16 protein-coding genes are annotated in these 13,803 nt (G+C 70.5%); 10 read left to right on the top strand and 6 right to left on the bottom strand.

Annotated features, from left to right (window positions below):
• Positions 1-148 precede the first annotated feature (148 nt).
• From DFJ69_RS09925 to DFJ69_RS09875, 7 genes are all read left to right on the top strand, one after another.
• Positions 149-469 carry a WXG100 family type VII secretion target gene (locus tag DFJ69_RS09925; RefSeq protein WP_281275829.1) on the top strand — a complete coding sequence of 107 codons (321 nt, stop codon included), beginning with the start codon at positions 149-151 and terminating at the stop codon, positions 467-469.
• Positions 470-531: 62 nt separating this feature from the next.
• A complete protein-coding gene (locus tag DFJ69_RS09920; RefSeq protein WP_116022207.1) occupies positions 532-825 on the top strand; it encodes a WXG100 family type VII secretion target in 294 nt (97 codons plus the stop codon).
• 110 nt (positions 826-935) lie between these two features.
• On the top strand, positions 936-1,460 hold the full coding sequence (locus DFJ69_RS09915; protein ID WP_116022206.1) for a hypothetical protein: 525 nt from the start codon (positions 936-938) through the stop codon (positions 1,458-1,460).
• A 36-nt stretch (positions 1,461-1,496) separates the two neighbouring features.
• Positions 1,497-2,633, top strand: coding sequence for a hypothetical protein (locus DFJ69_RS34215; protein ID WP_170177599.1), 1,137 nt, complete (start codon positions 1,497-1,499; stop codon positions 2,631-2,633).
• A 90-nt stretch (positions 2,634-2,723) separates the two neighbouring features.
• Positions 2,724-4,082, top strand: coding sequence for a S8 family serine peptidase (locus tag DFJ69_RS09895; protein ID WP_116022204.1), 1,359 nt, complete (start codon positions 2,724-2,726; stop codon positions 4,080-4,082).
• A 1,636-nt stretch (positions 4,083-5,718) separates the two neighbouring features.
• Entirely contained in the window at positions 5,719-6,429 is a 711-nt protein-coding gene (locus tag DFJ69_RS34855) for a hypothetical protein (protein ID WP_211328570.1), read from the top strand.
• A gap of 15 nt (positions 6,430-6,444) precedes the next feature.
• A complete protein-coding gene (locus DFJ69_RS09875; RefSeq protein WP_116022201.1) occupies positions 6,445-7,119 on the top strand; it encodes a WXG100 family type VII secretion target in 675 nt (224 codons plus the stop codon).
• A 779-nt stretch (positions 7,120-7,898) separates the two neighbouring features.
• On the opposite strand, the gene DFJ69_RS09870 is transcribed toward DFJ69_RS09875, so the two are convergent.
• Genes DFJ69_RS09870 through DFJ69_RS09855 form a run of 4 tightly spaced genes read right to left on the bottom strand, consistent with a single transcriptional unit; the run spans position 7,899 to position 10,191 of the window.
• Positions 7,899-9,074 (bottom strand): amidase, encoded by a 1,176-nt coding sequence (locus DFJ69_RS09870; protein WP_211328569.1) that lies wholly within the window; start codon positions 9,072-9,074, stop codon positions 7,899-7,901.
• 10 nt (positions 9,075-9,084) lie between these two features.
• On the bottom strand, positions 9,085-9,426 hold the full coding sequence (locus DFJ69_RS09865; RefSeq protein WP_116022200.1) for a hypothetical protein: 342 nt from the start codon (positions 9,424-9,426) through the stop codon (positions 9,085-9,087).
• Positions 9,427-9,441: 15 nt separating this feature from the next.
• Positions 9,442-9,744, bottom strand: coding sequence for a hypothetical protein (locus DFJ69_RS09860; protein WP_116022199.1), 303 nt, complete (start codon positions 9,742-9,744; stop codon positions 9,442-9,444).
• Positions 9,745-9,792: 48 nt separating this feature from the next.
• Positions 9,793-10,191, bottom strand: coding sequence for a YbaB/EbfC family nucleoid-associated protein (locus DFJ69_RS09855; protein ID WP_116022198.1), 399 nt, complete (start codon positions 10,189-10,191; stop codon positions 9,793-9,795).
• A 176-nt stretch (positions 10,192-10,367) separates the two neighbouring features.
• Here DFJ69_RS09855 and DFJ69_RS09850 point away from each other — a divergent pair, with 176 nt between their 5' ends.
• Entirely contained in the window at positions 10,368-10,808 is a 441-nt protein-coding gene (locus DFJ69_RS09850; RefSeq protein ID WP_116022197.1) for a YbaB/EbfC family nucleoid-associated protein, read from the top strand.
• A 40-nt stretch (positions 10,809-10,848) separates the two neighbouring features.
• Entirely contained in the window at positions 10,849-11,787 is a 939-nt protein-coding gene (locus DFJ69_RS35445) for a TNT domain-containing protein (protein ID WP_245974214.1), read from the top strand.
• Between the two features lie 453 nt (positions 11,788-12,240).
• On the opposite strand, the gene DFJ69_RS09835 is transcribed toward DFJ69_RS35445, so the two are convergent.
• Together DFJ69_RS09835 and DFJ69_RS34210 are read right to left on the bottom strand one after the other, a co-directional pair.
• Positions 12,241-12,699, bottom strand: a complete 459-nt coding sequence (locus DFJ69_RS09835) for a hypothetical protein (protein ID WP_116022196.1) — start codon at positions 12,697-12,699, stop codon at positions 12,241-12,243.
• A 46-nt stretch (positions 12,700-12,745) separates the two neighbouring features.
• Positions 12,746-13,189, bottom strand: coding sequence for a YbaB/EbfC family nucleoid-associated protein (locus tag DFJ69_RS34210; protein WP_170177598.1), 444 nt, complete (start codon positions 13,187-13,189; stop codon positions 12,746-12,748).
• A gap of 199 nt (positions 13,190-13,388) precedes the next feature.
• On the opposite strand from DFJ69_RS34210, the gene DFJ69_RS09825 reads away from it, so the two are divergent.
• Positions 13,389-13,751, top strand: coding sequence for a hypothetical protein (locus tag DFJ69_RS09825; RefSeq protein WP_147312260.1), 363 nt, complete (start codon positions 13,389-13,391; stop codon positions 13,749-13,751).
• The last annotated feature ends 52 nt before the right edge of the window (positions 13,752-13,803 follow it).

Raw genomic sequence — 13,803 nt, 5'->3', positions numbered from 1 at the left:
ACATGCCACGACTCATGCCCGTAAAGTTGTTGGCGCTTTCGGGTCACAAGGGTTGTGCCGATGTCGTGTGTCCAGCGAGGCGAGTGCGGCTCGTGTACGGGGTGCTTGTGACACGCCAGAAACAACAACGCTCCCACGGAGGTGAACTGTGGCCCCGCAGTCAGCAGCAGACAGGGCAGCCATGGCCCAGGCGGCCCAGCGGATCGATGACTCCGCCGGCATCGTCAAGGGCCTGCAGACCAAGCTCGACGGCCACAAGGCCCAGTTGATGTCGAGCTGGGCCGGCACCGCCTCGGTCTCGTTCGACCGTGTCTTCAACGAGTTCAACCGCCAGATGGGCGTGGTGCTCCAGGAGCTGGAGGGCATCCACGTCAAGCTCGTCGACACCAAGATCCGCTACGAGAGCACCGAGCAGGAGCAGGACGACGCCGTCAACAAGATCAACGCGCTGCTGAACGGCACCACCTGATCGCCGTTCCCGGCACCTGATCGCGGACATCTCGGACATCTCGGACTCGGAGGACGAGGAACGTGACCGACTACACCAAAGTCAATTTCGGCGGGATGCAGCAGGCCCAGGCCGACTTCACCCTGGCCTACCGCGCCCTGGTCGACGAGCTCGACGACCTGGAGAAGACCCTCGAGGCCCAGCTCTCGCAGTGGGAGGGTGACGCCGTCACCGCCTACTGGGAGGCGAAGGCCAAGTGGGACGCCGCCGCCGCCCAGATCGGCAACGTGCTCGCGCAGCTCGGAACCGTCATCGGCGAGGCGCACTCCAACTACAGCGCGGCCGAGCGGGCCAACCAGGGCCTGTGGGCCGGCTGACCGACTCCACGGTGTGACGTCGTGCGGCACCGGGCTCCCGGCTCCCTGAGCCCCCGGGCCGCACGACGTCGCTCCCGTCTGAAGCAACGCCCGTACGGGGAAGGGGTGTGATGGGTAACTACCCGTATCCCGAGGAGCTGAACAAGCACGGGATCTCCCGGGACGAGTTCAACAACCTCGATCCGGAGTGGCAGCAGTGGTACTACCTCCAGTACAACGGTGAAGCCACCCGGCCGCAGGACACGCACTACCCGCGAGGGACCGCACCTCACGGGGACTTCAAGTGGGAGGCCGGCGACGGCTTCGAGGTCAAGCCACAGAAACTGCGCGACCTCGCCGACGCTCTGGAGACCGACCTCAACACGCTGAAGCCGCTGGTCAGCAAGATCTCCCAGGAAGGTCTGATCACCACGCAGCACGTGGGGGACTGGGCTTCCAGCAAGGAGTTCGCCCAGGCTGCCGCCAACGCGCACTCGGGTTTCGGCCAGTACCTGAACGACATCATCGCCGGGTACACGGGTGTGATCCAGCGTCTGCGTACCACGGCGGACAACTACGAGAACGCCAACACGACGACCAATAACCAGGTCAACAACGTTCCGACGCCCAACGGCGGCGGCAACGTGAGGCTTTAGCGGGTTCCCTGAGGAAGGCAGGCGAAAGGCAGTCTCATGGGGAGAGTCGAGTACACGATTCACAACGGCACGTCGCAGTGCTGGACGACCAACGGTGAGTCCTTTGAAGAGGTCAAGAACCGCTTCAAGAGCCTCCAGCCGGCACCCGTCGCGACTGCCGCCGCCGCGTTCAAGGACGCCTCGGAGAAGCTCGCTGCGGCAGCGAACGCACTGATCAACCACGGCAAGGTGCTGAGGGACAACTGGGGCGGGGAAGAGGCCAAGAAGGCTCTGGCCCAGCTCAGCAAGGTGCACTGGACCGCGACCGAACTCTCCAACAAGAGCTTCAAGGTCGCGCACAGCTACAACTGGTACAGCACCGAGATCCTGACGTTCTACAAGAACCTCGGCGAGACGATGAGCGACGGAATGTTCACCACCGGTGGTGACCATGAGTACGCCCGGGAACGGCTCGCCAAGTTCTACCAGCGCACCGGCGAAGCACAGATGGTCATGCCGAACTCGGTGAGCAAGGACCTGCCCGCATCGGACATCGGTAACCAGCAGCCGCCACCAGGTGGCGGCAGGCCCCCCGGAGGCGGTCCCGGGGGACTGCCCAATGGTGGCGGTCCAGGCGGTGGACCCGGCAACCCCAAGTTCCCGGACCCGAATGGCCCGAATTACCCCAACCCTAACGGCCCCGGTGGTCCGAACTACCCTGGTCCGGGCGACCCCAATGGTCCTGGCAATCCAAACTACCCCGGCGGCCCCAATGGTCCTGGTGGTCCAAACTATCCCGGCGGCCCCAACGGTCCGAATTACCCCGGTCCGGGCGGCGGTGGCTTCCCGGGTGGCGGCGGCGGTGGTGGTGGCGACCTGGCGAACCTGCCGGGTGGCGGTGGTGGCGGTCTCCCCGGTGGTGGCGGTGGCCTGCCCGGCGGCGGCCCCGGCGGTATTGGCGGTGTCCCCCCGGGGGGTGCGGGAGCCGGTGGCCTCGGACCTGGCGGTATCGGCGGGTTCGGTCCCGGCGGTCTGGGTGCAGCAGGGCGCGGAGGCCTGGGCGGCATGCCTATGATGCCTGGTGCCGGCGGTGGCAAGGACGGCGAGCAGGATCGTGAGCGGACCACCTGGCTGACCGAGGACGAGGACGTCTGGGGCGCCGACGGTGACACCGCTCCGCCGGTGATCGGCTGATCGGCTCTGCGGCTGCGCATGGCCTGGGCCGATGATGTGGGCGGGTGGCAGGAGAGCCATCCGCCCACGTCTGTGTACTCAGAGAGGTGAATGGTGCGACGCCTGATGTGGGTGGCTGCGGCGACCCTCGCGATAGCCCTGGCCGGAGTGCCCACGGCAGCTGCTGGAGCGGTGCCTTCTCCGAACGTTAACCAACAGTGGTGGTTTGACTCCTGGGCCATCGAGCGGCAGGTCTGGCCCCTCACCCAGGGTGACGGTGTCACCGTTGCCCTTATTGACAGTGGCGTTAACGCGAGCTTGCCGGATCTGCGAAATGTCGTCTTGCCTGGCAAGGACGTGACCGGCGGGGGCACGGACGGCCGAAAGGACATCGACGAGGAGGCGTTCGGTCATGGCACCGGAATGGCCAGCCTCATCGCCTCGCAAGGAACGGGAACGGGCTTTGTCGGCATTGCGCCCGGGGTCAAGATCTTGCCGATAACCAACCGGGATCTCGGTGATGCGACACTCGTTCCAGCGATCCGCTTCGCTGTTGATCGAGGCGCGAAAGTGATCAACATTTCTCAGGCCTCCGCTGCTGGACCACGAGAATGCCCGCCGGCAGTTCAGAGTGCCATTGCGTATGCCGCCCAGAAAGACGTGGTAATTCTGGCTGGGGCGGGTAATACGGGCGACACGCACAATGTTCCCAACTTCCCGGCATCTTGCCCTGGAGTGGTGGGTGTTGGTGCGATCGACAATCGCGGCGTTCCGTGGAAGAGCAGTCAGCGACAGGACTATGTGACCGTCGCAGCGCCGGGCTCCGGCATTCCCGCATTGAGCAGGGACGGTCGAGTTTGGCCGCAAGGTGACGGGACAAGTCACGCGACGGCACTGGCCTCCGGGGCAGTTGCTTTGGTCCGCAGTAGGTACCCGAACATGTCCGCTCGGGATGTCGTGCAGCTCGTCACCAATACGGCGGTTGATCTGGGCCCCAAGGGCAAGGACGACATGACCGGGTTCGGGGGCATCAGCATTCGTCGCGCCTTGCGGCAGAAGGTGCCCGCGAATGCGCCCAACCCCGTGTACGAGCGGCTCGACCGGGTGTTGGCGCAGTCGTCGTCCGGCGGGTCCGGGGCCGGTTCGGGGCCGTCTGCGGCGGAGGAGGACACCGGCTCTGGCAATGGTGGGCTGATCAAGATCGCGGCGATCGTGATGATCGGTATCGGTGTGATCGGTGCCCCGATCACGATCGCCTACGACCGTAGGAAGAAGCGGAACCGGAACCTCCCGCCCCCGCCACCTTCCTACTCGGGTGGGCCGGGCCCCGGGATGCCGCCGTCGTTCGGTGGCGGTCAGCAGCCGTACGGCCAGGCGCCCCAGGGGCAGCCGCCCTACGGCCACGGCCAGGGCCCGTACGGTCCGCCGCCCGCGCAGCAGCCTCCGTACCCGCCGAGACAGGGGGAGTGACGTGCCCGACCAGCCCAACAGGATCGCGGCGCTGCTCAACCCGGTGGACGTTCAGCCGGCTCCGCCCGCGCCCGCGCAGCCTGCGAGTCCCGTGCAGCCGCCGGCGCCTCCGGCGCCGCCCGAGTTCGTACCGCAGCCTCCCCTGCAGGACGAAGGGCTCGGCGCGCAGGTCTTCGTGGGCGGGAACGAGGTCGACGTCGAGTCCGAGGACACCGGCGTGCAGATCGAGTTCAATCGTGACGGATCGACCACCGTCGCGCCGTTCGAGTCCCAGCCTCCGGCCGCGCCGCCACCGCCGGGCGGAGGCATGGGGCCTGCGCCCGAGGGCCCCGGCGGCATGCCGCCCGCGCCCCCACCTCCCGGACAGGGCCCCGGCGACGTGGCTCCGATGCCCGCCCCCGCACCTCCTCCCGTAGGGGGAACGGGTGATGCTCCCACGGGCACCGTTCTGGCGAGCAACTCAGCGCATACTCAGACCCACGACGGCGGCGTCGTCCCACCCGCCCCGCCACCGGCGGCCGGTCCTGCACCTGCCGCCGAGCCGATGCTGGCCCCGGCCCCGCCGGCTTCGATGCCGCCCGGCGATGCGGTGCCCCTGGTACATCACGTAGGCGGCGGGACGCAGTTGGCGGGCGACTCGGCGAACGTGCCGCACGGCCACACCCTGGAAGGCGGGGGCGTTCCGCCCGCATTCCCGGGTACGGGCCCAGGCCCACAGCATGAGGTCGCGCCGGCACCGCCCGCTTCGGTCTCGCCGGGTGATGCGGTGCCTTTGGTACATCAGGTCGGTGGACCGCAGTTGGCCGGCCATTCGGTGAACGTCCCGCATGGCCAGGCTCAGGGCGGCGGCGCACCCCCCGCGCCGTCGGGATCCGGTCAGGCTCCGCCCCACGAGGCAATGCCCGCCCCCGCGCCCGGCGGCATGGGACAGGGCGGCGTCGGCCCGAGCGCACCCGGCGGAGGTATCGAGAGCCACCTGGCCGGCGGGCCCGGTGGGCCCGCTCCCGCTCCCGCGCCTGGTGGTGCGGGCGGCGTCGGGCCGAGCGCGCCCAGTGGTCTGGAGAGTCATGGGTCGGGTGGGCCGGGTCCGGTGGAGTCGATGCCTGCTCCCGCGCCCGGTGGTGCGGGCGGCGTCGGGCCCAGTGCGCCGGGTGGCCTAGAGACTCACGGGTCTGGTGGACCCGGACCAGTGGAGGCTATGCCCGCACCCGCGCCCGGTGGTGCGGCCGGTGTTGGGCCGAGCGCGCCGGGTGGTCTGGAGAGTCAAGGGGCCGGTGGACCCGGTCCGGTAGAGACGATGCCCGCTCCCGCGCCTGGTGGCGTTCCCGGTGGTGGGTTGGAGAGTCATGGGCCGGGTGGGCCGGGGCCGGTGGAGACGATGCCTGCTCCCGCGCCCGGTGGGGGTGGTCCCGGTGGTGGGCTGGACACTCATGGGCCGGGTGGGCCGGGGCCGGTGGAGACGATGCCGGCTCCTGCGCCCGGTGGGGGCGCCGATCCCGGAGTGCCGTTGCCGGCGCGGGATCCGTCGGGTCCGGGGGAGCCGGGTGGGGGAGCGCCGGGTGCGCCGGGGCAGCAGGGGCCGCCGCCGCAGCATGTGACCGGTACGGGGCCGAACGCGGCGTCGGCGGACATCCATGTGGATCCCAAGAGCGGGCTCAAGCCCGAGGTGCAGAAGAACCCCGACGGCAGCATCGATGTGATCATTCCGAAGGGGCCGGGGCATCCGGAGGAGCTTCGGGTGCACGTCGAGCCGGGCAAGCACGTCAAGATCGACCTGGACAAGAACCCGGACGGCACCATCAAGATCAAGGTCGAGAAGGCGCCGAAGCACCCGAACGATCAGATGCCGGGCGGCGTGAAGCCCAAGCCCCCGGGACAGGACCCCAACAAGCCCGACGTGCCCAAGCCTCCGGGTGCCGGCAAGCCGCCGGGCGGTGGGGGTGGAATGCCTCCCGGAGGGGGCGGCGGGCCCTCCGGTGGCGGCGGCCCGTCCGGTGGGGGAGGGCCCGGCGGCGGCATGCCGACGGCGCCCCCGAGGACGCCGCCCCCCGGGACCGGTGGGGGCGAACGCCGCGCCGACGCCACCGCCATGCGCCAACTCGGCGACAACATCGACATTCAGGCCGGCGCCAAAATGGATGCCGCCAAGCGCAGGATGGATAACACGGACGTCTCCTGGCCGGCGTTCGGGGTGCTCGGGTTCCCGCTGAACATGGCGCACGGGCAGGTGAAGGGCAGCGCGTCGCAGTATCTGGCCGACGGGCGCTCGACGCTGACCAACTGGAAGCAGACGCTGCACGGCAACGCCGCCAACTGGAAGGGCGCCGAGGATGCCAACACGCTCTGAGAAAGGGGATCGCTGATGGGTTTGGTGGACAGCGGAAAGTGGCTGTGCATGGCGGCGATCGCCGAGGCGACCGCCGCGTCGTTCCTGATCCCCGGAGCGATCCCCCTGGTGATCACGATCGGGTTGGCGTACTCGGATCCGGGCGCGATGGAAAAGGCGGGGGAGGACTGGAAGCTCACGGCCAAAGAGGTCGAGGCCATGAAGACCGAGCTCAAGACCCTCGCCGACAACGTTCCGGAGGAGAAGTGGTCCTCGCAGGACCGCCAGGCGTTCAACAAGGCGCTGGAGCAGTACTCCCAGGAGCTGAACAAGGTCCATTCGTTCACCGGTGACATCGGCGACATGCTGAAACTGGCGTCCCAGATCTATTTCGCCTTCGCGGTCCTGGCCTTCGCGCTCGCCCAGATCCTGGCGATCCAGGCGCTGGCGATCGCCGCCACCTCATGGACCATCGTGGGCGCCGCAGCGATCATGGCGGCGGCCAACGCCACGGCGGCCGCCTTCGACGCCATCATGGCCGCCGCCGCCATCAGCCTCAAGGCCGCCATGATGATCATCGTGGGCATCGTCGGCGCGGGCATGTTCATCTACCAGCAGGCCACGGGCAAGGCCGCCAACCCGGACGGCTCCGGCCCCGTCATGTTCCAGAAGGCCCAGATCACCCCGGGCCCCGGCCCTCTCACGGTCTGACCCGCGCGAGCGGCCCGTGACGCGGCCGTTCCCGCCGAACCGTTCGGGAACGGGCGTGCCCGGTCCGAGCGCACCGTTTGCAGAACGCCCGGATCATTCCAGGTCCCGGCCCTCTCACGGTCTGACCCGCGCGAGCGGCCCGTGACGCGGCCGTTCCCGCCGAACCGTTCGGGAACGGGCGTGCCCGGCTCGAGCGCACCGTTTGCAGAACGCCCGGATCATTCCAGGTCCCCGGCCCCCGCACTTTTGATCCGCGCGAGCAGCGTCATGACGCGGCCGTTCCCGCCGAACCGTTCGGGAACGGGCAGGCGCGGCTCGAGCACACCGTTTCCAGAACGTCCGGATCACTCCAGGTCCCGGCCCGCACTTTTCGATCCGCACGGGCGGCGTCCCTCAGAGCAGGCAGTCCGGAACGCGACCGCCGTGTCCAGGGTCAGGTGACAGTGCGCGCAGCTCCCGTGCCGCCGGAAGTGTCCGCGCCTCTTCGGGAGCGTTCGCAGAGTGTGTTGGGTCATGCGGTGGGCGGGACTCACGGGCTGGTCGCGGAGCGCCGTCGGCGTCTGGCCGGTAGGGCCCGCAGTGATGAGCTGGAGCGCGAACTCGGGCCGGTCGGCCGCCGGTTCGGTGGATGCGGTGGTGATCGGTGAGTTGATGTCGGCACCGATCGGCCGTTCCGGCCCGGTGGCGTTGGGTACGGCCGGACCCGTGGCACGAGGTCTGCGGTCCACGTTCGCCGGGCTGCCACGGCGTCCCGTGGGAGGACACCCGTGTGGCCGACGTCAGGCGGGGATGGGAGGTGGGGGCCACGGTTGCAGGTGTTCGAGGGCGGTGGCGAGGTGGAGGAGGGTGGACTCCTCGCCGGGGCGGGTGACGGCTTGGAGGCCGACCGGGGTGCCGTCGGAGGCGAGGCCGGCGGGGATGCTGATGGCCGGGTGGCCGCTGACGTTGAAGCCCCAGGTCAGGCTGACCGTCATGGTGTCGCCGGGGCCGTCGTGGCCGTGCGGGGGGAACGGGGTCGTGGGGGTGAAGAGGACGTCGACCTCGTCGAAGAGGGCGTGCAGGCGTGCGGCGTTGACCGTGCGGACGGCCTCGGCGGCGGTCGGGTCGGCGGTCATGCCGCGCAGGGCCCGCCACGCGGGTTCGGGGTCGGCGAGGCGGAGGGGACGGTGTCGCCAGCGGACGCGGCCGTGTTCGGCGAGCAGACCGGCGGCGGCGCGGGCGATGCGGGCCTGCTCGGGCGCGACGTCGGCGTACCCGAGGGTGGCCGACCACGCCGCGGCCGGAACGCCGCGGTGCCCGGCGTCCAGGAGGACGGGCCGGTCCAACAGCACGGACAGGTGCAGGGCGGCGTCCCTGGCCGTACGCACGATGGCTCCGGTCACGGCCAGGCCGGTGGTGTCGCGGGAGGGCAGAAGGCCGCGGCCGGCCTTGAGGCCCAGGACGCCGCACCAGGCCGCCGGGATGCGGCAGGAGCCGGCGCCGTCGCTCGCCGTCGCGAGGGGAACGACACCGGCGGCCACGGCCGCCGCGGAGCCCGCCGAACTGCCGCCCGGTGAACGGTCCGCACGCCACGGGTTGGTGGTGGGTCCCGCGTCGGTACGGCCCCAGGTCTGCCATTCGGTGCCGGGACCGGGAACGGAGGTGAGCCCGATGACGACACATCCCTCCCGCCGCAGTCGCCGCATCTGGTCGGACGTCAGGGGCTCCCATGCCTTGACGGCGATAGGAACGCCGGCGAGGCGGAGTCGTTCGCCGCGCGCCACCGCCCGGTCCACGGCCTGCGCGTCCGCGAGCGCCTGCTCGCTCGTACAGGAACGGAACGCCCGCAGGCGCGGCTCCAGGAGGTCCCGCCGGGCCAGCGCGGCCCGGACGATCTCGGTCGCCGAGATCTGGCGGCGTGTCACCAGGTCGGCGATGGACGTCGCGTCGAGTTCCGGATACCGGTGGAGGGTCACGCCCGGCGACTCATTCCCGCTCCGACTCCCAGCGGAACGACGCGTGGCGTTCTCGGGCGTCCGTCTCCGGTATCGCCGCCAGATGGCCGAGCGTGGAGGCGCCGGTGCCGTCGACGATCCAGCATCGTTCGGGCCCCTCCCCGAAGGCGGCCCGGCAGGTCGCGACGGCGCGTCGGAACTCGCGGTCGAGGAAACGCGAGCGCTCGCGCACTTCGGCCTCCTCCTCGGCGGCGGGTCTCCGGCGGCCGAGGATGTCGTGAACGGCCGGAGCGTCAAGGGCGGACTTCCCCCGTTCGCCCTCGATCACCTGGATGTCGTCCCACAGGTGGTCCGGCTCCGCGATGACCGCCATGCGTCGGCGCCCCGGTCAGATCGTCGAGCCGTCTTCGGCGGTGGTGTAGTTCTTGGCCATCTTGTCGATGCCCTTGGCGACCCCGCCGACCGCCTCGGACGCCTTCGGGCCGGCCTTCTGCATCTCGGTGGCGGCGGGGAGATAGTCCTTCTCGAACGCCTGGCCGGTCTTGTCGGGGCCCCAGCATTTGCCCTCGGCCGACAGCCGGGTCCCGAGCCGTTCGAAGATGCCCTTGAGGGTGGCCGCCCCGTCCTCGAAGCCCGTCTTGGAGCGCTTCAGGGCCTGCGGGTAGACGTGCATCTCCTTGCCGTTGCCCATGGCGACTTCCTCTCGCGATGTTCCGGCGGACGGATGGGGAACGGTCGGTCATTCCTGGGGGCGGAATCCGTAGCGTTCGCGGGTCTCCTCGAAGTCCCGAGGCGGGGCGCCGAGGATCTTGCCGAGGTCGAACCCCTCGAGGTCGGGCGGAGCCAGCGGGTTCACGGCGTCCTGGACCTCTTGGCGGACCTGGGACGCGGCGTTCTCGGCGGCCTCCATGACGGCGTCGGCCAACTCCGTGGGGGACAGCCGGCGGTACACCCGGGGGTCGAACTCGACGTTCTTGATCTGGCCCTGTGACCCGACGGTCACGGTGACCATGCCGTCGGCGGCCGTCGCGGTCGCCTCGGCGGTCGCCAGCCGCTCCTGCAGCTCCCGCAACTGGGCGCGCTTGTCGCGGTACTCCTTGAGCAACTCGTCGATGTGCGCCTGCCACTCAGCCCGCACGGCGCCCCCTCACGATCCGCTCGTCTCCCACGCAGCCCCCTCGCGGCGTTCGTCTCGGCGTCACGCGACGGTCGGCGACCCTCGCGTACCATCCTATTCTTTGCGACAAGATAGGACACCGGGCAAGCTGAGCCGTGATCCAGGTCGGAGACGGTGGGGAAGTTCATGGGGGTCGTGTGACCGCGGGATTCGGTGACTTCGGCAACATCGACGTGGACGGCTTCCTGGGCGATGCCAAGCAGCGGTTCGCCCGGGTGCAGGAAATGCAGGAGCGCCTGCAGGAGCTGGTGGGGCGCGCCGAGGGGGCCGAGGGCAGGGTCAGGGCCGAGGTCTCCTACGGGACGGGGCTCAGCGAGCTCGTGATCGACCCGCGGGCGATGCGGATCAGCTCCGGCGAGCTGGCCGAGACGATCAAGGCGGTCATCGCCGCGGCGTCCGCCGACCTCCAGCGTCAGCAGAACGAGCTGATGGGGGAGCTGTACGGCGCGGAGCTCCAGCAGATGACCGACCCGGAGACCGCCATGGCCAAGGCCGAGCAGGCCAAGGCGTCCTACGACAAGACCATGGCGGACGTGATGGGCCAGCTCGAACGGATGCAGCGGCGCATGGGGCTGTGACCGCTTCGGCGGACGATCGGTGAGAGAGGGCGAGACGACGATGGCGTTCAGGCAGGCCCGGCTGTTCGAGGGAGCGGAACCCGGGGCGCACGGTCGCCCGCCGGTCCCCGCCGGGGACACCGACCCCCTGCTGGGCTATCTGAACGGCGCGCCGATCGTGTTGGCCGCCCGGGGCTTCGACCGCGACGTGATCGACCCGGCCGGCCCGTCGAACGTGCCGATGACGTTCCACACCGACGGGGCGTGGATCTGGCCCGGCGCGGTGGCCTATTACCTGCGCGTCCACGGCGTGCCTCCGGAACCCGAGCTGGTCGAGCACATCCGCTCCCGCCACTTCCAGGTCCCCGAAGTGCCCGAGCAGGCCAAGGACGCCGCCGTATCCACCATCACCGGCTCCCCGCCCCCGCCCCCTCCGACCCCGTCCGCCCCTGCGCCCTCGGCCCCTCCGGCCCAGGCCGTCCCCGTATCCTCGGCCCCTCCGTCTCCGCCCGCTCCCGCGCATGGCTCCCCTGCGACTCCGCCCGTTCCCCCGCCTGGGGCCCCTCAGACTCCGGCCGTTTTCGCGCCCGGGGCCCCACCCTCTCCGTCCGTCCCCGCGGCCGAGGCCCCTGCGACTTCGCCCGTTCCCTCGGGTCCGGCGGCCGACCGGGGCGGCCCGATCCAGCCGCTGGCGGGAGAGCCGCCGCTGAGCCTGTACCGCGACCTGCGCGAGACGACCCTCCCCCCGGGAACGGAGCTGGACCGGATCGGCGGCCCCCAGGGCAACGTCGCGTACGCGCTCGGAACGGACTGGGGCCGGCGGTCGCTCCCGGCGGACTGGGCCGGACGGCCCCGGCAGATCTACCGGGTGCAGCGTCCGGTACGGGCGCTCACCGGCATCGCGATCCCGTGGTTCGACCAGCCGGGCGGCGGCGTCGCCTTCGTCCTCCCGGCCTCCATGGCGGCCCTGGTCGCCGACGGGACCCTCACCGAGGTCTGAGGACGTCGGTCAGCGCCCGTCCCAACCTGGTGACCTGCCGAGGCCGCAGCGCCGGCGACCTCGTTCACGGTGGCCTGCGTGGCGGGGAGTACGGCGCGGTCGGGGACGGCGTTTCGGTGTGGTGGCATTCGGGTCGGCGGTCTCGTTGGGCTGGGCCGTGCTTAGTCCACCGGAGTACTCGGCGCGGTCGGGAACGGTGATTGAGCGTGGTGGCCTGCGGAGGCCGCAGCGCCGGCGACCTCGTTCACGGTGGCCTGCGTGGCGGGGAGTACGGCGCGGTCGGGGACGGCGTTTCGGTGTGGTGGCCTGCCGAGGTGGTAAAGGCTCGCGGTTTCGTTTGGGGTAAGTCGCCCATGGTCGCCCGGAGTACGGCGCGGTCGGGAACGGCGTTGCGGCGTGGTGGCCTGGGAGTCGGCAGGGATGGGGCGGGCGGGGCCCAGGAGCGTGGGGCGGTCAGGAGGAGCGTTCGAGGGTGGTGGACTGGAGGATCTCCAGGGAGGTCGTGACCGTGTCGAGGTAGGTGGACCACAGGTCCCTGAGCGCGGTCAGTTGGGCGGCGGCGTCGGGGTCGGGTGGGGGTGCGGCGGCGTTCAGGAGGTCGGCGACCTCGCGGGTGCCGCTGTGCAGTTCCCGCAGCAGGCCGATCGCCAGGCGGTTGACCTCGTCCGTCGCGGTGTTGATCGTGCGCTGGACGATCATGGGCAGCCGCGCGCCCTCGACCTCGGCGGCGTCGGGTGCGATGACCAGCTCGGACACGCCCCGGCCATAGCGGCAGACCGCCCGTACGGTGCCGCCGGGGCTCTCCGTCGCGGCGGTCAGCGCGGTCAGCCGCCCGCTCAGGCGTCTGAGCGCGGCCACGCGCCGTTCCACGTCGGCGGCGACGGCGGCGCCGGGCTCGTCGGTCTGGGTCACCGATCCTCCTGGGGCGGGGTGCCCGGTGAACGGGCCCGGAACGGTGTCAGGGCAGGTTGCGCCGGATGTTCTGCAGGCTGTCGTACTCCGCGCCGAGGCTCCGCGAGAACATGTCGCTGAACTGGCCGAACTGCTTGCGGAGCGCGTCACCGTCCAGCGAGGTGGGCACCTCGTGCTCGCCGATGGTGGCGGTGAGCAGCTCGGTGGTCTTGCGCTGCGCGTCGGCCTGGGCGGCGGTCACCGCGACGGTGATGGCCCGGCCCAGCTCCTCGCTGCCCATCCGCATCACCCGGGGGTTGAGGTCGACCGACCGGAGGGCGCCCGCGCCGTCCACGGTGGCCCGCACCAGACCCTCGGCGGCCTCGCCCTCACCGGTCACCGCGCCGAGCGCGTCCGCGGACTCGGCGAGCCGGCGGATCGCGTCGTCGGCCTGGCGGCCGAGCCGGTCCAGATCCTCCAGCCGAAAGTTGTTCGGGTCGAAGTCGAGCACGGTCGTCCCTTCGGTCGCGGGACGCCCAGGATGATCATCCCGAGCCTCCACGGCGTGAACCGCAGGCGAACGGGAGACCTCGGAAAAGCGATATCTGTACGAATCTGGACCGGTCCCACCGATGCGCTTGCCGCGCCGGAAAAAAGCCGGTACATGTTGCCGTCGACCTGTTTCGACCGGCGGACGGAGAGGCTCGGCCATGGCACCGCAGCAGGAGAAATACGTCACCTCCGCGGGCATCGCGGGCGTCCAGAGCAAGATCAAGAACGACACCAAGCCGTTCTTCGCCGAGGTGAAGGGCTATGTCGACGACACCGATATCTCCTTTCCCGGATTCGGCCTCATCGGAATGGTCTTCCTCTCCGGCGCCTACTCCCAGACGCAGGACGACATGCGCGGATTCATGAAGGACGTGGACGATGTCCTGACGTCCTGGGACGGCGCGCTGGAGCGCATCAAGCAGGTGTGGCGCGCCGCCGAGGACGCCAGCGGCCCCACGCAGGTCGGGGATCCCATGAATCCGGGCGGCACGATCACGGTGCCGCCCGCGCAGTACCAGTGACCGCGCGTCCCTCTGGAGAATCCTCAGGAGCCCCTCGCCCATGTCGCCCAAC

Origin of the sequence: Thermomonospora umbrina, assembly GCF_003386555.1 — a bacterium.
Taxonomy (GTDB): domain Bacteria; phylum Actinomycetota; class Actinomycetes; order Streptosporangiales; family Streptosporangiaceae; genus Thermomonospora; species Thermomonospora umbrina.
The sequence above is the reverse complement of the archived record's forward strand: the minus strand, read 5'-3'. Positions and strand labels throughout refer to the sequence as shown.